At 47.6% G+C, this 22,659-nt stretch carries 26 protein-coding genes; 9 read left to right on the top strand and 17 right to left on the bottom strand.

The features are described from left to right. Window positions 1–2: 2 nt before the first annotated feature. The 4 genes from ACQKD4_RS13445 to groES form a co-directional block, all read right to left on the bottom strand. The gene (locus ACQKD4_RS13445) at window positions 3–1,238 is read right to left on the bottom strand and encodes a restriction endonuclease subunit S (RefSeq protein WP_427373671.1); all 1,236 of its coding nucleotides are present in this window, start codon (window positions 1,236–1,238) and stop codon (window positions 3–5) included. Next, a complete protein-coding gene (locus ACQKD4_RS13440) occupies window positions 1,235–3,250 on the bottom strand; it encodes a type I restriction-modification system subunit M (protein WP_427373669.1) in 2,016 nt (671 codons plus the stop codon). The genes ACQKD4_RS13445 and ACQKD4_RS13440 overlap by 4 nt, the downstream gene beginning before the upstream one ends. A 224-nt stretch (window positions 3,251–3,474) precedes the next feature. Next, the gene (groL, locus tag ACQKD4_RS13435; RefSeq protein WP_214697033.1) at window positions 3,475–5,109 is read right to left on the bottom strand and encodes a chaperonin GroEL; all 1,635 of its coding nucleotides are present in this window, start codon (window positions 5,107–5,109) and stop codon (window positions 3,475–3,477) included. A gap of 39 nt (window positions 5,110–5,148) precedes the next feature. Then, window positions 5,149–5,433 (bottom strand): co-chaperone GroES, encoded by a 285-nt coding sequence (groES, locus tag ACQKD4_RS13430; RefSeq protein ID WP_015880602.1) that lies wholly within the window; start codon window positions 5,431–5,433, stop codon window positions 5,149–5,151. A 213-nt stretch (window positions 5,434–5,646) separates the two neighbouring features. Between groES and ACQKD4_RS13425 the strand changes: the two genes are divergently transcribed. The 3 genes from ACQKD4_RS13425 to ACQKD4_RS13415 all read left to right on the top strand — a co-directional run bounded on the left by ACQKD4_RS13425 (window position 5,647) and on the right by ACQKD4_RS13415 (window position 7,125). After that, entirely contained in the window at window positions 5,647–6,342 is a 696-nt protein-coding gene (locus ACQKD4_RS13425) for a CPBP family intramembrane glutamic endopeptidase (RefSeq protein ID WP_084156048.1), read from the top strand. Window positions 6,343–6,358: 16 nt separating this feature from the next. Then, window positions 6,359–6,568 carry a YdiK family protein gene (locus ACQKD4_RS13420; RefSeq protein WP_015880600.1) on the top strand — a complete coding sequence of 70 codons (210 nt, stop codon included), beginning with the start codon at window positions 6,359–6,361 and terminating at the stop codon, window positions 6,566–6,568. A 125-nt stretch (window positions 6,569–6,693) separates the two neighbouring features. Next, window positions 6,694–7,125: a hypothetical protein gene (locus ACQKD4_RS13415; protein ID WP_427373668.1), complete on the top strand. Its 432-nt coding sequence runs from the start codon at window positions 6,694–6,696 to the stop codon at window positions 7,123–7,125. Window positions 7,126–7,200: 75 nt separating this feature from the next. On the opposite strand, the gene ACQKD4_RS13410 is transcribed toward ACQKD4_RS13415, so the two are convergent. Together ACQKD4_RS13410 and ACQKD4_RS13405 are read right to left on the bottom strand one after the other, a co-directional pair. Further along, a complete protein-coding gene (locus ACQKD4_RS13410; RefSeq protein WP_427373667.1) occupies window positions 7,201–7,602 on the bottom strand; it encodes a hypothetical protein in 402 nt (133 codons plus the stop codon). Between the two features lie 11 nt (window positions 7,603–7,613). Further along, on the bottom strand, window positions 7,614–9,239 hold the full coding sequence (locus tag ACQKD4_RS13405; RefSeq protein WP_427373665.1) for an ABC transporter substrate-binding protein: 1,626 nt from the start codon (window positions 9,237–9,239) through the stop codon (window positions 7,614–7,616). 99 nt (window positions 9,240–9,338) lie between these two features. Between ACQKD4_RS13405 and ACQKD4_RS13400 the strand changes: the two genes are divergently transcribed. Further along, window positions 9,339–10,574: an MDR family MFS transporter gene (locus tag ACQKD4_RS13400; protein ID WP_427373663.1), complete on the top strand. Its 1,236-nt coding sequence runs from the start codon at window positions 9,339–9,341 to the stop codon at window positions 10,572–10,574. A 36-nt stretch (window positions 10,575–10,610) separates the two neighbouring features. Here the strand turns inward: ACQKD4_RS13400 and ACQKD4_RS13395 are convergent, their stop codons facing one another. Both ACQKD4_RS13395 and ACQKD4_RS13390 read right to left on the bottom strand, forming a co-directional pair. After that, a complete protein-coding gene (locus ACQKD4_RS13395; RefSeq protein ID WP_427373662.1) occupies window positions 10,611–10,949 on the bottom strand; it encodes a hypothetical protein in 339 nt (112 codons plus the stop codon). Window positions 10,950–11,006: 57 nt separating this feature from the next. Next, window positions 11,007–11,165 (bottom strand): hypothetical protein, encoded by a 159-nt coding sequence (locus ACQKD4_RS13390; RefSeq protein WP_427373661.1) that lies wholly within the window; start codon window positions 11,163–11,165, stop codon window positions 11,007–11,009. Window positions 11,166–11,269: 104 nt separating this feature from the next. On the opposite strand from ACQKD4_RS13390, the gene ACQKD4_RS13385 reads away from it, so the two are divergent. Further along, complete coding sequence (locus ACQKD4_RS13385; protein ID WP_427373660.1) at window positions 11,270–11,605, top strand: TM2 domain-containing protein; 336 nt, start codon at window positions 11,270–11,272, stop codon at window positions 11,603–11,605. Between the two features lie 37 nt (window positions 11,606–11,642). Here ACQKD4_RS13385 and ACQKD4_RS13380 read toward each other — a convergent pair whose 3' ends face one another. The 5 genes from ACQKD4_RS13380 to ACQKD4_RS13360 all read right to left on the bottom strand — a co-directional run bounded on the left by ACQKD4_RS13380 (window position 11,643) and on the right by ACQKD4_RS13360 (window position 15,620). Then, the gene (locus ACQKD4_RS13380; protein ID WP_427373658.1) at window positions 11,643–12,221 is read right to left on the bottom strand and encodes an NADPH-dependent F420 reductase; all 579 of its coding nucleotides are present in this window, start codon (window positions 12,219–12,221) and stop codon (window positions 11,643–11,645) included. Window positions 12,222–12,224: 3 nt separating this feature from the next. Then, window positions 12,225–12,698: a hypothetical protein gene (locus tag ACQKD4_RS13375; protein WP_214697041.1), complete on the bottom strand. Its 474-nt coding sequence runs from the start codon at window positions 12,696–12,698 to the stop codon at window positions 12,225–12,227. Between the two features lie 95 nt (window positions 12,699–12,793). After that, the gene (locus ACQKD4_RS13370; protein WP_337874774.1) at window positions 12,794–13,600 is read right to left on the bottom strand and encodes an ABC transporter ATP-binding protein; all 807 of its coding nucleotides are present in this window, start codon (window positions 13,598–13,600) and stop codon (window positions 12,794–12,796) included. Next, window positions 13,597–14,643: a FecCD family ABC transporter permease gene (locus tag ACQKD4_RS13365; RefSeq protein ID WP_427373657.1), complete on the bottom strand. Its 1,047-nt coding sequence runs from the start codon at window positions 14,641–14,643 to the stop codon at window positions 13,597–13,599. The genes ACQKD4_RS13370 and ACQKD4_RS13365 overlap by 4 nt, the downstream gene beginning before the upstream one ends. Beyond that, on the bottom strand, window positions 14,640–15,620 hold the full coding sequence (locus ACQKD4_RS13360) for a FecCD family ABC transporter permease (protein WP_274665259.1): 981 nt from the start codon (window positions 15,618–15,620) through the stop codon (window positions 14,640–14,642). Before ACQKD4_RS13360 ends, ACQKD4_RS13365 begins: the two co-directional genes overlap by 4 nt. Before the next feature lie 121 nt (window positions 15,621–15,741). Between ACQKD4_RS13360 and ACQKD4_RS13355 the strand changes: the two genes are divergently transcribed. Both ACQKD4_RS13355 and ACQKD4_RS13350 read left to right on the top strand, forming a co-directional pair. Beyond that, window positions 15,742–16,674 carry an ABC transporter substrate-binding protein gene (locus tag ACQKD4_RS13355; protein WP_427373655.1) on the top strand — a complete coding sequence of 311 codons (933 nt, stop codon included), beginning with the start codon at window positions 15,742–15,744 and terminating at the stop codon, window positions 16,672–16,674. An 84-nt stretch (window positions 16,675–16,758) separates the two neighbouring features. Further along, window positions 16,759–16,941: a PspC domain-containing protein gene (locus ACQKD4_RS13350; RefSeq protein WP_074032578.1), complete on the top strand. Its 183-nt coding sequence runs from the start codon at window positions 16,759–16,761 to the stop codon at window positions 16,939–16,941. Between the two features lie 35 nt (window positions 16,942–16,976). On the opposite strand, the gene ACQKD4_RS13345 is transcribed toward ACQKD4_RS13350, so the two are convergent. From ACQKD4_RS13345 to ACQKD4_RS13330, 4 genes are all read right to left on the bottom strand, one after another. Next, window positions 16,977–18,323, bottom strand: coding sequence for an FAD-dependent oxidoreductase (locus ACQKD4_RS13345; RefSeq protein ID WP_427373653.1), 1,347 nt, complete (start codon window positions 18,321–18,323; stop codon window positions 16,977–16,979). A 212-nt stretch (window positions 18,324–18,535) separates the two neighbouring features. Beyond that, on the bottom strand, window positions 18,536–19,324 hold the full coding sequence (gene tatC, locus ACQKD4_RS13340) for a twin-arginine translocase subunit TatC (RefSeq protein WP_427373652.1): 789 nt from the start codon (window positions 19,322–19,324) through the stop codon (window positions 18,536–18,538). 3 nt (window positions 19,325–19,327) lie between these two features. Next, window positions 19,328–19,546: a twin-arginine translocase TatA/TatE family subunit gene (tatA, locus tag ACQKD4_RS13335; protein ID WP_034770678.1), complete on the bottom strand. Its 219-nt coding sequence runs from the start codon at window positions 19,544–19,546 to the stop codon at window positions 19,328–19,330. Next, entirely contained in the window at window positions 19,546–20,202 is a 657-nt protein-coding gene (locus tag ACQKD4_RS13330; protein WP_015880579.1) for a redox-sensing transcriptional repressor Rex, read from the bottom strand. The genes tatA and ACQKD4_RS13330 overlap by 1 nt, the downstream gene beginning before the upstream one ends. A gap of 150 nt (window positions 20,203–20,352) precedes the next feature. Between ACQKD4_RS13330 and ACQKD4_RS13325 the strand changes: the two genes are divergently transcribed. Together ACQKD4_RS13325 and ACQKD4_RS13320 are read left to right on the top strand one after the other, a co-directional pair. Then, window positions 20,353–22,254 carry an ABC-F family ATP-binding cassette domain-containing protein gene (locus ACQKD4_RS13325; RefSeq protein ID WP_214748835.1) on the top strand — a complete coding sequence of 634 codons (1,902 nt, stop codon included), beginning with the start codon at window positions 20,353–20,355 and terminating at the stop codon, window positions 22,252–22,254. Next, entirely contained in the window at window positions 22,251–22,658 is a 408-nt protein-coding gene (locus ACQKD4_RS13320) for a hypothetical protein (RefSeq protein ID WP_427373651.1), read from the top strand. Before ACQKD4_RS13325 ends, ACQKD4_RS13320 begins: the two co-directional genes overlap by 4 nt. Window position 22,659: the final 1 nt, after the last annotated feature.

Below are 22,659 nucleotides of genomic sequence, written 5' to 3'. Positions count from 1 at the left end.
ACTTAATCAAGTTCCATATCACGTACGTCAATCTTGCCTGTAACTGCTTCGTAAATTAGGGCTTGGCGGTATTCTTTTAGATTGTTAATTTGGTTTTCTATATTTCTAATTAAATTTAGTATTTCATCAGAAGAATGTTCAATATAACGTACAATTTCACTTTGTTCTTCAATAGAAGGTAAAGGAACTTTTAATGGATTAATTTGTTTATTGTTAATTTGTGGAATCGTTGAAGTATCAGCTATATCTCCTAATTTTCTTGCCCATAAAAGATAAGCTAAATATTTAATCTTAAGTTCTTTTTTAGGTACGATAGCCATAAGATTAGAGTCAATATAACAGTCCTCATAAATAACTCTCACCTTATTTGTAAAAATAGCAGCTCCCCTCTTTGGAATTAAAATTTTCTTTCCCGTAATTGGTGGAGTATTGTTTTCTACCATTCCATTAGATTTACTTAAAACTAACTTGCCTTTGTCCATATTCAAATCATTGACTTTGAAAAAAGGTGCAGTAAAATAACCACCTGATATTTCAACACTTCCAAAAATCGATATATACCAACCTAACTTAACATTTTTCCATTTTTCTGGAATTTCACCTATCCACTTAACACCTGAATCTTTCATTTTTACATTCGGATTTAACCCTTTTGTTACCGCTTCTGTGATGATTGATTGGCGTTGTTGTTCTAATAAATCAATGTATTTTATCTTTTTAGCAATAAGCCCGTCTATATGTGCAACATTGTTCTCTAAATATTTTATGATGATTTCTTGTAATTTAAGACTAGGCAGTGGTAAAAATAAATTTGCGTATTTTTCTGCACTAACATTTTGAATAGTAGCTTGAATTGTATTTTCTGCAATCCATGCCGCATACTTATTTGTCTGTGTGTAATAAAAAACGAACTTTGGCAAACACTTCTTTAAATCCACCTTTAATTTTATTAAATACCCTGCATAACAAGCCGGTTCACCCGTTTCGTGAATATAAGCTTTACCGACAGTTGCTCCACTACGTGCAAATAAAATATCACCTTTTCTCAATAAATATGGTTTGGCTTTTTCCCACTCTAGAGACTTAAAAGTGTCTTCTTTCAAATTACCTTCTGAATTTAAGTCTGTTATTCGAATGTATCGTGGTAAGTCTCTATCATCTAATTCTGCTGATTCATTTGCACCATACATTAACTTTTCATCTGCAATGAATTTCATTCTGACTAATGGATACGTCATTTACCCATCACCTTCTTTAACTGCTCCGCAATCTCCGTTTCTAACGTACGAATTTCATCCATAATTTCTGCTGAGCTACGCAATGCTGTGTATTTATAAAACTGGCGAGTGAATGGAATCTCGTACCCAATTTTTGTTTTCGTTTCGTCAATCCATGCATCAGGTACGTGCGGTAACACTTCACGAGCAAAATAGTCTTCAATCTTTTCTTTTAACGGAACGATTTCTGTATCACGTAAATCTGAATCAGGCTCGATTTCCGTTTTGTTCTTCATGCATACATCAGCTGTTTCATCTTTTTCAGCAAGACCTGCTAAAATCGCTTTTAATACAGGTGCTCCAATCTTGATGTCTGCTTCTTTGAAAGCAGCTTTTAACACCTTCGTAAACTCATCACGATTTTTATATACTGTATCGCTCTCTAATGTACGTAACACATATAAAATTTGTGTTTGTAGCTTCTTCCCTTCTTCAACTTCAAAGTGACCTGCATCGCCTTTCTTCTTTGATGTTGCTAAGTTCACGAACCCTTTTTCTTCAGCAACACGTGCTAAACGCTCTTCGCTCACTTGGAAGTTCAATCGTAACGGGCGTTCTACTGTAATTTTCGAATAACCAAAGTCTTCATTATCGAAAATCTTTACATTTTCATGTGGCTGCGCATCCCCGTATAAACGCACGATTTCATTGATTTGTTCTTCTGTAATTTCATTACGCTTGCTACCCATAGATTTTTTCATCTTTTTCGAGAAGTCTACCGCATTAACTAAGCGCACTTTTCCTTTATGAAGTGGAGACTTATTATTTGTTAGGATCCAAATATACGTTGAAATACCTGTGTTGTAGAATAGATCATTTGGTAACGCCACGATACCTTCTACTAAATCGTTTTCTAGAACATATTTACGAATTTCACTTTCACCAGAACCAGCATCTCCTGTAAATAAAGGAGATCCGTTCATAATAATGGCCAAACGTGAACCTTGTGGATTTTCAGGTGTTACAGGCTTCATTTTCGATAATAAATGCAATAAAAATAGTAGTTGTCCATCACTCGTACGAGGTGTCCCTGGACCGAACCTTCCACTGAAACCTTGTTGCGCATGTTCTTCTTTGATTGGTTTCTCATATGATTTCCAATCAACTCCATAAGGAGGGTTCGAAATGAGATAATCAAATTTTTCACGAGAGAACTGGTCGTTGGACAATGTATTTCCTAAACGAATATTTCGTGCATCTTCACCTTTAATGAGTAAGTCTGCTTTACAAATCGCATATGATTCTGGGTTGATTTCCTGTCCGAAAAATTCTAAGTGCGCCGTAGGGTTTTGACTTGATAGATAATCTTGAGCTACAGACCCCATTCCGCCAGTCCCAGCAGCACAGTCGTACAATGTTTGTGTTAAACCCGGCTTGGTTAGAACACTTGCATCGTCATGTAAGAACAATAGATGGGTCATTAAGGTAATTACTTCACGAGGCGTATAATGGTCCCCTGCTTCTGCATTCTCATTAAATCGACGAATTAATTCCTCAAATACATAACCCATTTCAATGTTCGAAACAGTTTCAGGATGTAAGTCGATTTCGCTAAAGCGCTTAATCGTTAAATATAATAAGTTGTTTTGATCCAACTTATCAATTTGGCGATCAAAATCAAAATGATCCATGATATCTCGTGCCACTTTTGAAAAGCCATTTATGTAGTCGCGTAAGTTATCAGCGATATTATCCGAATCCGTTAATAACTTATTAAAATCATATTTGCTTGTATTGTGAAAATTTTGCTTAGAGATGCGATTCAAAATGGGTTCACGAGCCTCTTCACTCATTGATGAAAATCGATCAGCTTTTGCTAATACTTCTTCTTTCGTACTTTCTAACACACAGTCAAATCGGCGCAATACGGCTAATGGCAGTACAATTTTTCCGTAGTCTTCTGGTTTGTAAGGTCCACGTAAAACCTCTGCGATTGACCAAATAAAACTTACTTTGTCTTGAAAATTAATCATTTTGAATACCTCATTTTACATTTATTAAGAATCTGTCGTTTATAAATCTATTCTTTTCTATTTTTCTGGAAGATAACTTACACTAATTATAGTCTAATAGCAGTTATTTTGTAGCTCAAATATTCGTTTTTCGCAGTGCACTTTATCAGGGTTTTATTAAAATTCATATTAAAAAGGAGAAACTCTATAAACCGAGTTTCTCCCTTCAACTCTGAAGAATAGACTTACATCATACCGCCCATTCCACCCATACCGCCCATGTCAGGCATTGCAGGAGCGTCTTTTTCTGGCTTGTCTGCGATGACGGCCTCTGTTGTGAGGAACATCGCTGAAACAGATGCTGCGTTTTGAAGTGCTGAACGCGTCACTTTCGCCGGGTCGACGATACCATGTGCGATCATGTCGACGTATTCGCCAGTTGCCGCGTTGTACCCGACACCGACTGACTCGTTCTTGAGCTTTTCAACGATGACCGAACCTTCTTCACCCGCGTTTTCCGCGATTTGACGGACCGGTGCTTCGAGCGCACGAAGGACGAGTTTGACACCAGTCGCTTCATCCGCTGTCACTTCTGCAAGCAACGCACGAACAGCTGGGATGACGTTGATGAGTGATGTACCACCACCCGCAACAATTCCTTCTTCAACTGCTGCACGTGTCGCGTTGAGTGCGTCTTCAATGCGGAGTTTACGCTCTTTGAGCTCTGTCTCCGTAGCTGCACCGACTTTGACGACGGCTACGCCACCCGCGAGTTTCGCGAGACGCTCTTGGAGTTTTTCACGGTCGAAGTCAGACGTTGTCTCTTCGATTTGGTTACGGATCGTTTGAACGCGTGCTTTGATCGTTTCTTCGTTCCCTGCACCTTCAACGACAGTCGTTGTGTCTTTTGTGACGACGACTTTCGATGCGCGACCGAGCATGTCGAGTGATGCTGATTTGAGGTCGAGACCGAGGTCTTCTGTGATGACTTGACCACCTGTGAGTGTCGCAAGGTCTTCGAGCATCGCTTTACGACGGTCACCAAATCCTGGTGCTTTGACGGCTACCGCGTTGAACGTACCACGGAGTTTGTTCAAGACGAGTGTCGCGAGGGCATCGCCTTCGATATCTTCTGCGACGATCAAGATTGGCTTCCCTTGTTGCACGACTTGCTCGAGCACTGGGATGATCTCTTGAATGTTTGAGATCTTCTTATCTGTGATCAAGATGTACGGGTTGTCGAGTGACGCTTCCATCTTGTCAGAGTCCGAGATCATGTATGGTGACAAGTAGCCACGGTCGAACTGCATCCCTTCGACGACGTCGAGTTCAGTCGTGAAGCCGCGTGATTCTTCGATGGTGATGACACCGTCGTTACCGACGCGCTCCATCGCTTCTGCGATCAATTCACCAACTTCTTCGTCAGCTGCCGAGATGGCTGCGACTTGTGCGATCGCTTCTTTTGACTCGATCGGTTTTGAAATCAATTTCAATTCTTCGAGTGCGCGACGCACCGCTTTGTCGATTCCTTTACGAAGGATCATCGGGTTTGCGCCCGCTGTGACGTTCTTGAGCCCTTCACGAATCATCGCTTGTGCGAGGACTGTCGCTGTTGTCGTACCGTCCCCTGCGACTTCGTTCGTCTTCGACGCGACTTCAGCAACGAGTTTCGCGCCCATGTTTTCGAAGCGGTCTTCGAGTTCGATTTCTTTCGCGATTGTCACGCCATCGTTCGTGATGAGTGGTGAACCGAATTTTTTCTCGAGGACGACGTTACGTCCTTTTGGTCCAATCGTTACTTTGACTGCGTCAGCGAGTGCGTCGACGCCGCGAAGCATCGCGTGACGTGCATCTTCTGAGAATTTGATATCTTTTGCCATCGTTCATTTCCCCCTAAAAAAGTTTTTGAATAATGGTGCTTAGCCTACGATTGCGAGAATATCGCTCTCGCGAACGATTAAGTACTCTTTTCCATCATGCTTCACTTCGGTACCTGCGTACTTCGAGTAGATGACCAAATCATTTTCTTTCACGTCGAGATCGATGCGCTTGCCTTCGTCTGTCACGCGGCCTGTTCCGACTGCGACGACTTTCCCTTGTTGTGGCTTTTCTTTCGCTGTATCAGGAAGCACGATGCCCCCGATCGTCTTTTCTTCTTTCTCCACGACTTCGATGATGACACGATCGCCTAGTGGTTTTAACATGGAAAAACCCTCCTCCGAATATGAATGATGTAATGTGTATCGTAAGGTTTTAGCACTCAGTTAAAAGGAGTGCTAACACTGATTAGTGTAGTATGTGTCGATAAAAAAATCAAGGGGGATACATTAAAAAATGCTCTTACTCGCGGTCAAGAGAACTTATTTGTTACAATGAGAAAAAGGTAGGTTCACTCTTATGATTAAGGACGTGTTGAATTGGCTACACTAAACTCAAACCAATCGATAAATACCCGTTTTTCGATGGCGCCTAACATTCGTCTCCGGCACCTCACCCCGATTTTACTATATGCGTTCGTCCAACTGTTCCCGCTCGTGATTAGCGAAGTGCGACCGGAATGGTTAACAGAAACGTTCGTCGGGCTCTGGCTCGCCATCGGATTCGGTGTGACGATTGTTCTGTCGATTTTACTCATCTGGCCGGACTTGAAACAATACAAGGCGCAAGGCATTCAGTCGAACTTGAACGACACGGTTAAATGGATCGGGCTCGGAATTTTGATGCAATATGGACTTGTCATCGTGGCGAACTTGATTGAGACGGCCATCTCTGGTGAACTGGTCGAGTCGATGAACACACAAAATATTGCCGAGATGGTGGAAGTCATTCCACTCATGATTTTGCCGGTCGTCTTGCTCGGACCGATTATTGAAGAGATTCTCTTCCGTCATATTTTGTTCGGAAACTTGAACGCTCGCTTCGGGTTCTGGATTGCTTTTGGGGTCAGTTCGATCCTATTCGCGCTCATCCACCAAGACAATCGGTTCCTCGTGTATATCGCGATGAGCTTCGCGTTCTCATACGCGTATGCGAAAACGAGACGCTTAATCGTGCCAATCGCCATCCACGCGTTCAACAACGCGCTCGTGATGCTCGTACTATTTTTAATGTAGAAATGAGGTGGCAGTTATGCCGCGACAATTAAAAGTGATGATGCTCTTCAGTCTCTCGTTCGGTGTGTTGTTCACCGTCCTCGCGTACTTCTCGGTACAAGAGTATGGGTTCAGCTTCTGGACGTACTTCATCATCGCCGTCGCCGCTTACGACTTTTTCAAAGTGTATCAAATCTTGGCACTCGCCCGAAAAGTCAAAAAAGAAGGCACGGACAAATCCGCATAACGAAACCCCGAGTCTTACGAGCTCGGGGTTTTTATTGACCTCTTACAGAAGATATTGAACACTAATTCGCTTTCCATGATTATAATTACATTATTAAGTATAAAATGGGAATTGGAGCTGGTATTATGTTTAAAAATCTTATGAATAACTTAGCTGTTACTGTCCCAATCGAGGCGTCATTACTTCAATCTTTTCTAGATCCAAAAATTAAGGAACTATCGGATGTCACTGTTGCAGTGACGGACGGACAACTCATCTTAAGTGGGACCAAAAAAGTTGGAGTATCCTTTTTTTCAAAAGATGTACGTTTTAAATTAACAGTTGTACCTAAAGAAGCTTTAGGACGAAAAATTGTCTTCTCAGTGGTCAACGTTGAACCGACTGACAAAGAGATGTTTAATGCTATGTTTTTAAACCACGATCCCTATATTTCCTATGATGCTCGCACTCTCACTCTAGATTTGAGTACGATGGGAATTCTTCAAAAAGTAAAGGTTGGAAACATTAAATCTCTTGCCCTAGAAGAAGGTCGTATCATTTTAATTGTTGGTGCCTAAATCAAAATCATTATTGCGTTCCTGATTATTGAAACGATATGAGATGTTTACTTTATTTTTCATCATCCCCGAGTCTTACGAACTCGGGGTTTTTCTTATCGTTGTCACTTTCGATTGATCCTGTATTTCTTCTTGATAGACACTCCGAATGAGCAGTCCACGCAGACCGAACAACACACCTAATGCGACATAAATGACATCAATCAATGAGATTTGTGGTTCATCAATAAAGAAATTGATGATAATGCTAATGACCAACAATCCATAGATTGTGATGCTCATGAGTGTCGCATCGACTTGTCTCATAATTCTCTTCGTCACCTTTTCCTCAAGCTTTTCAATCTCTTCGTGTCGATAACCATAAATCGCAAACCCTAGACCAGTGATTGACAAGGCGACGAATTCACCATCCCATAGCGCGAACAAAAACAGTCCTACAAAAAAGATCATGAACCCAATGAGTAACTTCTTACGCACCATACCCCTCCTTACGACGGAATCCATAGTTTTGCAAAATCAAAATAACCGAACAAGTCGACACAGACGTCTTTCAGCTCGACTGGGAACGGAATCGTCCGCTCCTCGTTATAGAGCGGGATGAAGTACGACTTCTCTTTCAACTCACGCTCAATCTCGCGGTGCAGGGGCAACCAGTCCTCAAACGGTAACTCGTCATACTGTTCGATCCGTTCCGCTATCCCCTCCATGTAAGGGAACACCTTATGCGGCGGCGAGTACTCGTTCGACATAAATTGTTCGAACCCGAGCGTCACGTTCCGCTCGAACACTTCCCCGTGAACGACCAGGTCGACATATTCATAATACGTTTTGTCGTGAATCGAATCTTTGAAGCTGATGGGCACGAACTCATAGGCAATCCCATGACGCGTCAACATCTCGGCAATCCAGTCGGTCGTATCGTTCGTATAGTCCGTCTGTTTGATTCGTATCGGACGGTCGAACGTGACGGGTACCCCTTTTGGAACATCATACGTCTCACTCAGCGAACCGAGAAAACCTCGGTCGTTCGGTGTTCTTCGCTCATTCAACGTCCCGATTTCCGGACGAATCTCCGCAATCAAGCGATGCATATAATGCCTCGCCTCTTCATTCGCGAACACACTATGCGGATGACTGTTTAAGATGACAAGCCCGAACCCGGACGGTGTCGAGATCAGTCCGGTCTCCTTGGAATCCCGCGACGAGATTCGATACGTCGGGTCATATCCGTCCGGCACTTTGATGAACTCGACACGATCTAAGAGCGCTCGGACTCCAAAATAGTTCTCGAAAGCGAGAAGGACCGTCTTCTCCTTGTCGTGGCGATCCAATTGAAACGGACCCGTCCCGACGCTCCCTTTCGCGATGCTCGTATGAATCATCGACAGTTTCGGGATGTAGGAATTTCGGCGCCGGTCGAGCGTGACATCGACGCGATACGTGCCGTTCGATGCGATGTGCCGGACGTGCCGGTACATATAGCGATACACATCCGACTGAACGAGTGTGCGTAAACTCTTCGTCACGTCTTTACTCGTCATGAGCGACCCGTCATGAAAACGGACGCCTTTCCGAAGAAACAAGACGAGCGTACTTCCTTGCCATTCGTAATGATGGGCAAGCTCTCCTGTGACCTCTCCGGACGCATCAATCATGAAGAGACGATTGAATACGTTTTGGACGAGGTGAGCGCTATGAATGTCAGCCGCCTCAAGCGGATGTGTCGTTAAAAAGTGACGACGGCGCGGAATGATGAGCGCATCGCTCGATGTTTGGACGTAACCGAACTTCTTCTCAAGCTGGCGCATGAAGCGCCCTGCCTGCGCAGGCGACCAGTCCCATTCGAGCTGACTCGTCACCGCCTCGACCGACTCTTTCTCCATGCGTTCGAGTAGCTGTTTCGCCAAGTCGCGCTCCACGTGTCGCAGCCATTCAAGTCGCGTCAAGTTTCCGCGACCGCGTCCGCTCGTATACGTGAGCCATCCTTCCTCTTGCCATCGTGCCAAATGACGCTTCGTCTGCTTCGGGCTTAAATGGATAGCTTCCGCCATATCAGAAATCGTGTACGCCCCGTCCCGACACTCTTTCCACAATCGAAATAAATATGCATCCACGTCGCATCCCCCTAAAAGTGGACATCTTTTCCCCATATCGTCCATTTTTCAAATCCATTGTCTTGTTTATCATACAGGTACAGAATGGAAGGTGACAAGATGAAATGGAAAGATATACCTAAGCCAATTAAAGTTCGACTCGTGACATCATTTTTCAATCGTTCGGTCTCATTCGCCATCATGCCGTTTATGGCACTCCTCTTTGTCAAAGCGTTCAATGAATTGATTGCAGGCATCTTCTTAGTCTCGCTCGTCTGTCTCGGATACGTCATCGGGTTAATCGGGGGATACCTCGCTGATAAATTTTCACGGAAGCGACTCCTCGTGTTGACGGCTAGCCTCACAGCATTCATGTTTCTCGTCATGACGCTCAGTCTTCAGTTCGACCAGATGATCGTCTTCATGATCGCCTATACGATCTTCACGGTCACAAATAACCTCGGTCGGCCGGCGATGAGCGCGATCATCATCGATGCGACGACGCCGGAGAACCGAAAAGCCGTATACGCGCTCGATTACTGGTTGATCAACTTATCGATCACGATTGGGACGGCGCTCGGAGGCTGGCTCTATGTCAGTAATCAGCTGTTACTGTTTTGGATTTTGACGTTCACGTCAAGCATGTTGCCGATTGCGTACGCCATCTTCCTTGAAGACACGAAACAGACGTGGACCTCACAAAAGCTCAAGCTCGTCTTCGTCGACGTGTTTCAAAGCTATCAAATCGCCTGGCGTGACCGCCCGTTCGTCAAAGTCGTCTTCGGCTCGATGTGTATCCTCGCCGCTGAGTTCTCGATGGGTAGTTATGTCGCCGTCCGACTCGCCGATTCATTTGAACCGCTCTCGTTCGAAGACTGGACGATCAACGGGGTGCGGATGATGAGTCTCATTCAAATCGAGAACACGCTCATCGTCGTCGCGTTGACGTTCTTCATTCAACGTCTCGCCTCACGCTTCTCGAATAAATACACATTACTCGGCGGGCTCGCGTTGTACACAATCGGCTACGCGGTCATCACGAGCGCGAACTCGATGATGCTCCTTCTCGGCTTCATGCTCATCGCCACGTTCGGAGAATTGTTGTACTCACCCGTATTGAACACGGAGAAGGCGAACATGATGCCAGAAGACCGACGTGGTGCGTACTCAGCATTTGCCGGAACGTCGTTCGCCGGTGCCGACTTCTTATCACGTTCGACGATTTTGATCGGGTCGCTTCTCACCCCGTTCATGATGAGCGTCTATATCGGACTGTTGGTCAGCTTCGGCTGCTTCCTCGTCTATAGCGGAATTTATGTAAAAGAAAAGCTCGTCCTACGACGAGCGGCTTCCTAAATAAAACCCATCCTTTCTCATGCGGAGGGATGGGTTTTAATCGAGCTGTTCTTGGTGCATGGCATAAATCAATGTCAACGCCCGGATACAAAAGACTGTCGAGAAGCCGTAAATGCTCAGCTCGAGCAATGAAATAGAAGGATCTTGTAAACCGAGCGAGACGACATAGCCTCCGAAGCAAAGCAAGACGACAAGTGTGATCGTCCACTCGTTCGACCGCTGCTTCATCTTTTCGGCTAACCCCTTCTCTTCTTTCTCGACACGTTCCCGTTGCCAAAAGTAAAAGAACAAGGCATACATCGCAAATGAGGTTCTCGGAACGTCACCTAAAAGTAAATCAAAGATGATGAGACCTAAAAATAGATATGTCCCCAACTGATAGCCACTCTGCATGTGAAGACGCGAACGAAGTGGTCCATTTGCCCCCCCACTTCATAACCCGATCACAGCCACAGTCAACCCACCGTAGACGAATCCGAGTACGATGGCACTGATGGCCATTCGTTTATATTGTGGAAATTGATACAGCGCAATCGCCCCACCGACGACGTGAACAAACGCGACGATGAACGTCAAAATCGGAAAAAGCATAGCAAACCTCTTTTCTTTTTAGGAAATCATGGAAACAAATCCATTTTCCGATATACTAGAGTCCGAACTTATTATAACAATTATGGATAGGGAGTTGAAATCCGATGAATGTGTCACGCATGGATTTGATGACGGAAGAAATGCAGCTCGTCAACAGCGAAGTCGAGAAGCGCAAGCGCAGCTTACTCGTCGCGTATTTACTTTGGTTTTTCCTCGGTGCACTCGGTGCACATCGCTTTTATTTCAAAAAGATTGGGTCAGGAATTGCGATGGTCCTCCTCGTCGTCTTGACGCTCGGTTTCGGTGCCATCATCACAGGAATCTGGGCACTCGTCGATGCGTTTCTCATGCCAGGTTGGCAACAGCGCGAAGTCGAACAAATCGAACGCGAGACGATTGAGCTGCTTCAAACACGTTCTGATCGCTATACAGGATTCTAATCAAAAAACGATCGAGGCTACTCGCCCCGATCGTTTTTCACTGTTCTTTTAAGTAGAATGCGAAGTCCCGTGTCTTCCGTTCTTTCACCGCATAATGAATCCATAGCCACGCTAACCCTTCTAGTTCACGGGCAAGCTTCAACCCATGGAGCGGATGCGTATCGAAATCGATCTTGTTCGATAGCTCGACGACAAGTCGCACCGCTTCTTCATCATCTCCTGCGACAAACATGACAGAACCATCCGGATTACCTAAATTCTCGACGCCTGTCTGGTTGAACGCCTTGACGACTTTCGTATCGGGAACGAGTCGCTGCAAATACTCCGCGCCCGACACCCCGTCCGGTCGCTCGACTTCGTTAAACTCGATGGCGATCGGATTCGTCACATCAATCAGGACTTTCCCATTCAGTCCATCAAGTGTCGGCAGCAGATCCACCGCTGCCGCAAAAGGTGTACATAGCAGAAGGGCATCGCTTGCTGAGGCGACTTCTTGTAACGTCAACGTCCCTTCCCGCTCAGTCCGTGTTCCGTACAGCACCTCATAACCGGCCTGTTCGAATTGCTCTCCGAGCGTGCGCCCGACTTTCCCGGCACCTAAGATTCCGAGTTTCATATCTCACAACTCCTCGTCTGTCCGTGTGACCGTTCCTCCATACTCTTCTGCAAGCCCGTCTAAAATCGATGGGTCAAATTCTTCCCCGATGGCCATGACGCCGGTCTGACCGGGTTCGATGTTACCGACAGTTCGTTTGAATGTATCTTGAATGCCTTGCATATGCTTCACGTCTTTCGTACCGCCGATGAGACCACCTGTGAGTGTCCCGAACAAAATTCCGAACGGACCTCCGAGGATTCCAACCGCCATCCCGATGAGCGCACCTTTCGTTGACTTGTTGACGGGTGCGAGTTGCGCCGCATCCTCAAACGAGAACGCCCCGTTTTCTTCACGCTTGATGACGACCAATTGTTCGAATCCGACGAGTCCATCCGAATGATACTTTTTCAGTTTACTGAACGCCTGATACGAGATGGCCTCTTCCGGGAACGTGAACGTGACGATGTGATACGGTTGTTTTTCCTTTTTAGCCATGAAAAATTCCTCCTCTAAGGTAAAAAACACGACGCGCACTTACCCTACTCTTTTTCCCTGCTTTTCCGTAAAAAAACCTAGTCCGTAGACTAGGTTCAGATCGGTCGTTTTTCATTCAACTCGTAGTGCGAATACGGTACACAGAGTGGTGTCCCATATAGCGGGTCTTCGGTTACGACGACCTTGAGACCGAATACGTCTTTCATGAACGTCTCGTCGACGACATCGTTCGGACTGCCTTCCCGATACACGTTACCACCTGCGAGAGCGATGACATGATCGGCATAGCGACAAGCGAGATGGAGGTCATGAAGTACCATGATGATGGTTTTGCCTTCTAACCGATTCAATCGATACATTAAATCCAAAATCTCGATTTGGTGCGACATATCCAAGTATGTCGTCGGTTCATCGAGCAAAATCGTCTCCGACTCTTGGGCGAGTGCCAAGGCGATCCATACCCGTTGCTTTTGTCCACCGGAAAGGTTGCTAACGAGCGTGTCACGGAGCGACACTGTATCCGTGAAGGCGAGTGCCCGCTCAACCGCCCGTTCATCGTCTTCCGAGTATCGTTTGAAGAACGTCTGATACGGATAACGACCGAAGCGGACAAGTTGTTCGACGGTCAATCCATCCGGTGCCACGTTTACTTGCGGCATAAATGCCATGAGTCGCGCCGCCTCTTTCGCCCGATACGAATCAAGCGGTTTTTCCCGAAATGCGATCTCCCCGCCTAGTGCATCTCGCTGTCTCGCGAGCGTCGAGAGGAGCGTTGACTTCCCACATCCGTTCGCCCCGAGAAGAACGGTGATTTTTCCATGGGGAATAGAGAACGATAAATGATCGAGCACTGTCTTTTGTTCATATCCGATGGTCACTTGTTTCAAATCAAATGTGTTCATCTCATGCTTCCTTTCATCATCCGTCGAAGTAAATAGAAGAAATACGGCGCTCCGATGACAGCCGTCATCACGCCAGTCCTTAATTCGTACGGATAAAAAATAGTCCGGGCGAGTACGTCCGCCAACACCACGATTGTTGCCCCAACGAGAAGCGTCGCCCAGACGTAAGGGAGCTTCAATCCTTGACGGGCGATATGGGGTGCCATCAATCCGACAAACCCGATCGCACCGACGAAAGCGACACCAATTCCCGCGAGTAGACACGATAGCAATAGCGTTCCACGCTGAATCCCGCGTACCGGAACACCGATGCTAGTCGCCGTCGCCTCACTGATATGGAGCGGGCGCACGTGACGTTCAATCAAAAAGGCCGCCAATAAAAAGAGGAGCACGAACGGCACCATGATCTTCAATTGATTCCACGTCGCGGCGTACACAGTACCGGTAAGCCATTGTTGGATATCGTTCTTCCGATAGACGTTCGAGGCGAGCATCATGAACTGAACAATCCCTTGCGAGAAGATGCTGATTCCAATCCCGACGAGGGCAAGACGGACGGGTGGAACTCCACGTTTTAATAAATAAAAGAGGAACATGCCGACAATGATTGCTCCTAGAAACGAGGCAATCGGGATATAAGCGAGCGGGACCGACAGTTGGTTCGTTCGCTCATCCGTGAAGACGGTGAAAAACGTGGCTGTCGCAACTCCGGCGCCACCGACAATCCCGAAAATCTCTGGGGAGGCCAATTCATTTTTAATCGTCAGTTGTAACAAATGGCCACTGACGGCGAGACTCGCACCGGCAGTCATGGCCATCAACACGCGTGGCATCCGAAACTCGAAGACGACGAGCTGTTCGAACGCATCCCCCGCTCCGACGAACAAAGCAACGAGCGAAGCCGGGCTGAGGAACGTGTCGCCGATTGCGAGCCCGAAATAGATTGACAGGAGTAACCCTGTGATCAGTAGGAGGGCCAACTCGATTTCACGCTTTCGGAGCGTGAACGAGACGGGACCTTTTCGAAAGCGATATGTTTTCATGATTTAAAGACTCCTTGTCTGACACTGACGAGATAGATGAAGAATGCCCCACCGACGACCGCGAGCACGACGCCCACCGTCACTTCGCGTGGGAACAAGATGACTCGTCCTAAAATATCGGCCGCAAGCAACAGGACACTTCCGATCAGGGCACTTCCTGCGAGACGAGCGAAAAAGGCCGTTCCGAACACATATTTCGCCAAATGGGGAGCGAGCAGGCCGACAAATGCAATCGGTCCTGCGAGCGCCACCCCGAATGCGGAGAGCACGACAGCTAGTGTCACCGCGAGAAACTTGATGACACCGACATTTTGTCCGAGCGAACGTGCGACCTGATCTCCGAGCGATAACGTCTCAAGCTCTTTACTGAGAAGCAGGACGAGCACGACCGCCCCCATCATCCATGGCAATAAGACCTCGACAAGACTGAGCGAACGTCCAGCGACCGACCCGGTCAACCAGAACAGTACCTCATCGAGCGCTCCTTCCTCATAAGCGATAATCGACTGAGTGAATGAGCTGAATAGAGCAGCGAGCGATGCACCTGCAAGTGTCATATACATGACGTTCCCACCATTCGCACTTAGCAGATACACAATCACACCGGCGATAAACGCTCCGATGAGCGAAGCTGTCGTGAATGAGGCGATACTGCTAAACCCAAAAAGGGTCACGAGCACGATGGCCAGGCTCGCACCTGCGTTCACAGCCAAAATATCGGGAGATGCGAGCGGGTTACGCGTCACGAGTTGAAAGATGAGACCGGCGAGACCGAGTACGCTCCCAACGAGTAGCGCAACGACTGTACGTGGGATTCGATTGTCTGCCAACGCAATCATCGCTTGTGATGAACCGTCTGCTTGAAACATCATCACATCTTCATGACTGACGGCAATGACACCGACCCGCAAGCTGATATAGCTTAAAATTGGTAAGCAAATGATCAAGAGAAGTAGTTTGATCCAAGGTTTTTTCATGTCCTCACTTCTTTCCTTTCCTACCATAGCAAATATTGCGTTCCAGAAAAAGGGGTTGACAGTGAGAATCATTATCATTTATAGTCAGGTAGGAAAATCACTTACATAGAGGAGAATTGCAATGAAAAAGTGGATACTCGCGTTACTGACGCTTTGCTTAACCGTCGTCCTCGCTGCTTGCGGCGGGTCAGACGAAACAGAGAACGATACAAGTTCAGAGACAGCAACTCGCTCAATCGAACACGCAATGGGAACGGCGGATGTGCCTGAAAACCCGGAACGTGTCGTCGTCTTGACGAACGAAGGGACAGAGGCCCTTCTCGCCCTTGACATCAAACCGGTCGGGGCCGTCAAATCTTGGAACGGTGACCCGTGGTACCCACACATCGAGTCTGAAATGACAGATGTCACGGAAGTCGGGACAGAAAGTGAAGTCAACTTAGAGGCCATCGCGAAACTTAAGCCAGATCTCATCATCGGAACAAAACTTCGTCAAGAGAACATCTACGACAAATTGAACGCCATTGCGCCAACAGTCATGTCAGAAACACTCAAAGGCGATTGGCAAGAAAACTTCGCCCTTTATGCGAACGCACTTAACCTTGAAGAAGAAGGGAACGAAGTGTTGGCAGATTACGATCAGCATGTCGAAGACACAAAGGCTGAACTCGGAGACGCTGTGAACAAAGAACTTTCGGTCGTCCGCTTCCTTCCTGGTGCGTCACGCATTTACTTCACGGATAGCTTCTCGGGTGTCATCTTAGGAGATGTCGGAGTAAAACGCCCAGCTTCGCAAGATCGTACCGAGTTCGCTGAAGAAATCACGATGGAACGCATCCCAGAGATGGCTGGCGATCATATTGTCTACTTCACCTATGGCGGAGCAGACGGATCAAAAACAGCCGAAGAATGGCAGTCGAATCAGTTATGGAAAGACCTTGATGCCGTCAAAGCAGGCGAAGTAACAGAGGTCAGTGATGACATTTGGAACACATCGGGTGGCGTCCTTTCTGCCAACCAAGTGCTTGATGAACTCGTCGACATGTTGAAATAATGAGTAGCGCGCCAATTGTATTGGTGCGCTTTTTCATACATACATATGGTAAAATTTACATATCAACTTAAAAGGAGCTTTGCTATGCAACGTACACTTCGTAAGTCCGCGACGGACCGCTCTCTGTCTGGAGTATGCGGTGGGATTGCTGAATACTTTGGTATTTCTTCAATCGGAGTTCGACTCATCTTTTTGATTCTCCCTGGGAGTTTCCTTCTTTATATGATTTTGACGAATTCCATGAAAGATGCGCCACGCTATCTATAAGAAAACGCGAAAGCTGTTAGCTTCCGCGTTTTCTATTAAGCATTCACTTTGTCTTTCATCGCTTCAAGCGCTCCGCTGTTCAAGAAGTGCCATGGTTTGTTGTAGTGCGGTTGGAAGAAGAAGTCGACGTACGCGAGCTCTTCGACCGTCATCTCGTTTTGGATAGCGAGGGAGAGCGTGTTGACTGCTTGTGTCAAATCCGCTTTTGACAATACTTGTCCACCGACAATGCGATGTGTCTCTTTTTCATAGACGAGTTTGAATTCGACTTTCTCTGCAGTCGGCATGAACTCCGGACGATATGCATCCTCAATGACGACACTTTCTACGTCGAGTCCGAATAGGACTGCCGCTTCTTCCGTTAATCCAGACGACGCGATGTTCCAGTCGTAGAGACGAAGTCCTGACGTTCCTTGCGTCCCTTGGTAGCGGACACGTGGTTGCATCATATTTTCCGCGACGAGCGTTCCCATGCGGACAGCGTTCGTCGCAAGTGGGATATAGGCGTGTGTGCGTGCCGGGTTGTAGTAGACGGCACAGCTGTCACCTGCCGCAAAAATGTCCGGGTTGCTCGTGCGCATGTATTCGTCGACGATGATGGCGCCGTTCCCGAGCATATCGACCTGCCCTTCGAGGAGTCCTGTGTTCGGACGGAATCCGACGCAGAGGATCACGAGATCCGCCTCGAATTCACCTTTGTCCGTCACGACATGTGTGACATTTCCATCTGTACCACGGAACGCTTCGACCGTCTGACCGAGTTCGAGGTCGATCCCGCGACTTGTCATGTCTGCTTCTAATGGATCCGTGAACGACTTATCGAGATATTTGTTCAAGATGCGGTCGGCACTATCGATGAACGTAACATGTTTACCGTATGCTTCGAACGCCTCGACGAGTTCGACTCCGATATAACCCGCTCCGATGACAGCAATCTTCGTTGCATCTGTCGCGCGCTCAATGATACGTTGTGCATGCGCATAGTTTTTACAGAGTTCGATTCCATTCATTTCGATTCCTGGGAGCGTTGGGACAATCGGCCATGAACCCGTCGTGACGATCAAGCGGTCATACGTGTCGTGCACGTCTTCCCCTGTTTCGAGATTTTTGGCGTGGACCGTCTTCGCGTCGGTGTCGATGGATAAGACATCATGTTTCATGCGCATGGTTGCTCCGAGCTCTTCAAGCTCACGTGGAGAGGAGTAGAATAATTCTTCTGCACGTTGGACGACCCCACCGACATGGAGCGCAATCCCACACGAGAGGAAGCTGACGTTATCGTTCCGCTCGTAAACGGTGATATCAAGATTGTTGTGCTTGGCGAGTAATCCTTTGACAGCTGCTGTTCCTGCGTGTGTACATCCGATGACTGCGATTTTCATATGAGTCGTCTCTCCTTTTATGTTAGACAGTACGTTTCGTTTTTAGATTGTGATAAATATCACATTAACTTCTTGACCTTAGTGTACTATTTCACAATATAGGATTCAACGACTATGCTCACTATTTCACGTAAAAGTGTCTAAAGTTTGAACACCAGTTGAACTACAGTGTAATGCATATAAAAAGCATCGTCCCATTTACGGAACGATGCTTATTTCTCATTCATCTGTTTCATTAAATCCATCTGTTCTTGCACCATCGCTTCTTTCTCCCGGCGCAACACCCCTTTGTAGGTGACGCGTGAAATCGATAAACTAATCTCATATAGGAAGAAGAGTGGCAATGACACCATAAGGTGCGACGTCAAATCCGGTGGTGTGATGAATGCCGCGACTACGAATAGCGCGAAGTACGCATACTTACGAATCTTCGATAAGAAGTATGGTGTCACGACACCAATTCGGGTCAAGAACATCGTCACGACCGGCAATTGGAACAATAGACCGAACGGAATCGTCAGTTGCAACAAGAACGTGAAGTAATTGTTCGCCCCGATGATTTGTTCGAGTCCGAGGTCTTGCCCGAGGTCCGTCGAGATATCGAGGACGAGCGGGAATAACCAGTAGTAGGCGAACGCAAGGCCGATCAAGAACAATCCGAAGATGATCGGGATATAAGCGAGCGTACCTTTTCGTTCATTCGGATGCAGACCGGGTGCGACAAACGCCCACACTTGATACAGTAGGAATGGGCTCGCCGCAATCAGGCCGATGATGAGCGCCAAGTTCAAGTAAATCATGAGCGGGTCCGCGACCCCAAAGGCGTTCAGTTCGAGCCCGCGTTCGACGAGATCTTCTTGCAAGTACGCGAGTACATATTTGACACTCGGCAAAGCCATCAAAAAGAAGGCAAAGACGACAAATGCAGATAGCATCAGTCGTCTCCGCAGCTCTGTCAAGTGATCGGTGATTTCCCGCTCTTGATCAGGTTGATGATTCATGGCTTACTGCTCTTTCTTTTCGATAGCTTTCTTGTCGTTCTCGTCGTGCTCGTTCATCATGCCGTTCGTTGCATTTTTGAACTCACGAAGCGTTTGTCCGGCCGCGCGACCAAACTCCGGTAATTTCTTCGGTCCGAAGATGATGAGCGCGATGATGGCGATGATGAATAGACTCGCCCCACCCGGAATCCCGACGACGAGTGATGATGCTAGTAATTCCATTATTGATGGACCCCCTCAGCGGTTGGATAGTGTTGCATAAAGTAAATGAGTGACTGCAGCTCAATCGACAAATCGATGTGATGGACGCGAACCGTGTCCGGTACGGTAAGTCGTGCCGGTGTGAAGTTCAAGATGCCCTTGATACCGAAACGGACCAAGTCGTCTGCGACGGACTGCGCATAGGCAGAAGGTACCGTCAAAATGGCGACGTCAATCTTGTTTTGCTTCATAATCTGTTCCATCTCATCGACGTGATGAATTGGGACGCCTGACATCGTCGTGCCGACTTTTGTCTCGTCTGCGTCGAACCCGACGACGATATGTGTGTTATTGTTTTTAAGGAAGTTATAGTTGACGAATGCCGTCCCAAGGTGACCGACCCCGACCAAGGCGACATTCGTAATCTCGTCCTGATTCAGTGTCTTTCGGAAAAAGTCTAACAGATACTGCACGTTATAGCCATATCCCTTTTTACCGAGCGCACCGAAGTACGAGAAATCACGGCGAATCGTAGCCGAATCGACCTTGACCGCCTCACTCAGTTCTGCTGAAGAGACACGTTGTTTACCTGACGCGTGCAGGCTTTGAATAAATCGATAGTATAGTGGCAACCGTTTGGCTGTCGCTTGTGGAATCTTTGGTTCGTTTTGACTCAACGGAAAGAGCCTCCTTTTTACGACACGTTACAAACGAATCTGAATTTCATACACCTTGATTGTAAACGAATTCACATGACCACTCAACGAATATACCTAAAATCGCTGAAAAATACAGTATACTAAATAGAGAGAAAGGGGTTTTTTCACTTGATCCTACTGCAAGTCAATAACTTATCCAAATCCTTCGGCGTCGAGCCGATTTTAGAAAACGTCAAACTCGAAATCCAAGAAGGCGAACGCGTCGCCCTCGTCGGCCGAAACGGGGCCGGGAAGTCGACGCTTTTGAAAGTCATCGCTGGTGAATATAACTATGACTCCGGGGACATCATGAAGCCAAAAGACGTCACAATCGGCTATCTCGCCCAAGACTCAGGGTTAGAATCCGACGAGACTATTTGGAACGAGATGCTCACCGTCTTCACGGACTTGATTGAGCAAGAGAAGACGCTCCGTCGCATGGAAGCCGACATGGGCTCAGAACGAATCCTAAATGACGCCGCTGCGTATGAACGCCTCCTCTCCTCTTACGATGAAGAGCAGCATACATTCAAAGAGCGTGGCGGTTATCAATATGAAGCGACCATCCGCTCGGTCCTTCACGGGATGCGCTTTTATCCGGACGACTTCGAGCGTCGGATCGACACGCTCTCTGGTGGACAACGGACGCGTCTCGCCTTGGCGAAGATGCTCCTTCAAAGTCCCGACCTGCTCATCTTGGACGAGCCGACGAACCACTTGGACATCGAGACGCTCGCATGGCTTGAGAAGTACTTAAGCGGCTATAAAGGGGCCGTCCTCATCGTCTCCCACGACCGATACTTCCTCGACCGTGTCGTCTCGGTCGTCTATGAGTTGTCGCGTCACCGGAGCCGCCGCTTCGTCGGGAACTACACGAAGTATCTCGAACAGAAGGCCGCTCTCTACGAACAAGAGAAGAAGCAGTTTGAGTCGCAGCAAGAAGAGATTGCCAAGATGCAGGACTTCATTCAGCGAAACATCGCCCGGGCGACAACGACGAAACGGGCGCAAAGCGTACGGAAGCGTCTGGAGAAAGTCGACCGTCTCGATGCTCCGGACGGTGACGAACGCAGTGCGGTCCTCTCGTTCTCCATCAAACGACAGAGCGGGAACGATGTGTTGAGCGCGAGTGACCTCGCCATCGGGTATGAAGAACCGATTGCCCAAAATCTCCGTTTCCAGCTACAGCGCGGGGAATCCGTCGCTCTCGTCGGTCCGAACGGGGTCGGGAAGTCGACACTTCTCAAAGTGTTGACGAAACAACAAGCCGCCCTTACCGGTGATATCCGCTACGGGACCGGCGTCGAGATCGGCTACTACGATCAGGAGCAGCAGAACTTGTCGGACGCGAACCGTGTCATCGACGAGATTTGGAACGACTGGCCACTCATGCGCGAGCAAGAAGTGCGGAGTCTTCTCGGACAGTTCCTCTTCAGCGGCGATGACGTCATGAAGCGTGTCCATGAATTATCAGGCGGCGAACGCGCACGTCTCACGTTGGCCAAGCTGAAGCTCGAGCAACCGAACCTCCTCATTTTGGATGAGCCGACGAACCACTTGGACCTCGACTCGAAGATGATCTTAGAGAACGCCCTTCTCGACTATCCAGGTACGATTCTCTTCGTCTCGCACGACCGCTACTTCATCGACCGTCTCGCGACGCGTGTGTTAGAAATCACGCCGAACGGCATCGACGAGTATCTCGGTGACTATTCGTACTACGTCGAGAAGAAAGAAGAACTAGAAGAACTCGCGCGACTCGCCCGTGAAGAGACAAAGCAGGTCGTCGTGAAAAAACAGCGTGCCGATAAGGAACAACAACGGGAAGAGCGCCGCATCAAACAGCGCATCGAAGAGATTGAGTTGGCAATCGAGCAACATGAAAATCGCCTCGACGAAATCGAACAGTTGCTTTGTGAGCCGGACGTCTTCAACGACTTCGCCCGTGCCCAGGAGTTGTCGACCGAATCGGACGCAGCGAAAGAATCCATCACCGCACTTTATGCGGAATGGGAGGAACTCCATACATGATGCGTACACGTGCCATGCGAATCGAGCTCATCCAAGCGTTCCTCACGGGACTGGCCTATATCGTGCCAACCGGAACCGAGTTCGTATCTGAACTCATCCGCGGGGAGCCGACGATTGTCCCTTCTATTCTTTTTTACTTTTTACCAGTCGTCATCGGCTTCATCATTCAGACGTGGCCAGGGATTCTACTCAGTCTTTTCAGTGGCCTGCTCATGAGCACGCTCTTCATCCGTATTGTCGTCTGGCCGGTCGATGTGACTGTTCACACGTTCTATTCGCCGGGATCGGTGTGGGCCCACTTCTATGAAGAGACGCTCTTCATGTGGATCCTTGCCCTTCTCGTGTTCATCGTGAGCCGCATCAATACGTGGCACCGAGAGAATTATCGACAACCGAAAGCGTAAA

The organism is Exiguobacterium sp. NPDC077395, from assembly GCF_050269125.1.
GTDB lineage: Bacteria > Bacillota > Bacilli > Exiguobacteriales > Exiguobacteriaceae > Exiguobacterium > Exiguobacterium aestuarii_A.
The sequence above is the reverse complement of the archived record's forward strand: the minus strand, read 5'-3'. Positions and strand labels throughout refer to the sequence as shown.

Excerpts from the sequence above, each read along its gene's own strand:
- ACQKD4_RS13420 (WP_015880600.1), top strand. The coding sequence starts at position 6,359 with ATGCCGCGACAATTAAAAGTGATGATGCTCTTCAGTCTCTCGTTCGGT.
- ACQKD4_RS13365 (WP_427373657.1), bottom strand. The coding sequence starts at position 14,643 with ATGAAAACATATCGCTTTCGAAAAGGTCCCGTCTCGTTCACGCTCCGA.
- ACQKD4_RS13415 (WP_427373668.1), top strand. The coding sequence starts at position 6,694 with ATGTTTAAAAATCTTATGAATAACTTAGCTGTTACTGTCCCAATCGAG.
- ACQKD4_RS13350 (WP_074032578.1), top strand. The coding sequence starts at position 16,759 with ATGCAACGTACACTTCGTAAGTCCGCGACGGACCGCTCTCTGTCTGGA.
- tatC (WP_427373652.1), bottom strand. The coding sequence starts at position 19,324 with ATGAATCATCAACCTGATCAAGAGCGGGAAATCACCGATCACTTGACA.
- groES (WP_015880602.1), bottom strand. The coding sequence starts at position 5,433 with ATGTTAAAACCACTAGGCGATCGTGTCATCATCGAAGTCGTGGAGAAA.
- ACQKD4_RS13355 (WP_427373655.1), top strand. The coding sequence starts at position 15,742 with ATGAAAAAGTGGATACTCGCGTTACTGACGCTTTGCTTAACCGTCGTC.
- groL (WP_214697033.1), bottom strand. The coding sequence starts at position 5,109 with ATGGCAAAAGATATCAAATTCTCAGAAGATGCACGTCACGCGATGCTT.
- ACQKD4_RS13385 (WP_427373660.1), top strand. The coding sequence starts at position 11,270 with ATGAATGTGTCACGCATGGATTTGATGACGGAAGAAATGCAGCTCGTC.
- ACQKD4_RS13400 (WP_427373663.1), top strand. The coding sequence starts at position 9,339 with ATGAAATGGAAAGATATACCTAAGCCAATTAAAGTTCGACTCGTGACA.
- ACQKD4_RS13380 (WP_427373658.1), bottom strand. The coding sequence starts at position 12,221 with ATGAAACTCGGAATCTTAGGTGCCGGGAAAGTCGGGCGCACGCTCGGA.
- ACQKD4_RS13320 (WP_427373651.1), top strand. The coding sequence starts at position 22,251 with ATGATGCGTACACGTGCCATGCGAATCGAGCTCATCCAAGCGTTCCTC.
- ACQKD4_RS13390 (WP_427373661.1), bottom strand. The coding sequence starts at position 11,165 with ATGCTTTTTCCGATTTTGACGTTCATCGTCGCGTTTGTTCACGTCGTC.
- ACQKD4_RS13440 (WP_427373669.1), bottom strand. The coding sequence starts at position 3,250 with ATGATTAATTTTCAAGACAAAGTAAGTTTTATTTGGTCAATCGCAGAG.
- ACQKD4_RS13370 (WP_337874774.1), bottom strand. The coding sequence starts at position 13,600 with ATGAACACATTTGATTTGAAACAAGTGACCATCGGATATGAACAAAAG.
- ACQKD4_RS13445 (WP_427373671.1), bottom strand. The coding sequence starts at position 1,238 with ATGACGTATCCATTAGTCAGAATGAAATTCATTGCAGATGAAAAGTTA.
- ACQKD4_RS13345 (WP_427373653.1), bottom strand. The coding sequence starts at position 18,323 with ATGAAAATCGCAGTCATCGGATGTACACACGCAGGAACAGCAGCTGTC.
- ACQKD4_RS13360 (WP_274665259.1), bottom strand. The coding sequence starts at position 15,620 with ATGAAAAAACCTTGGATCAAACTACTTCTCTTGATCATTTGCTTACCA.
- tatA (WP_034770678.1), bottom strand. The coding sequence starts at position 19,546 with ATGGAATTACTAGCATCATCACTCGTCGTCGGGATTCCGGGTGGGGCG.
- ACQKD4_RS13375 (WP_214697041.1), bottom strand. The coding sequence starts at position 12,698 with ATGGCTAAAAAGGAAAAACAACCGTATCACATCGTCACGTTCACGTTC.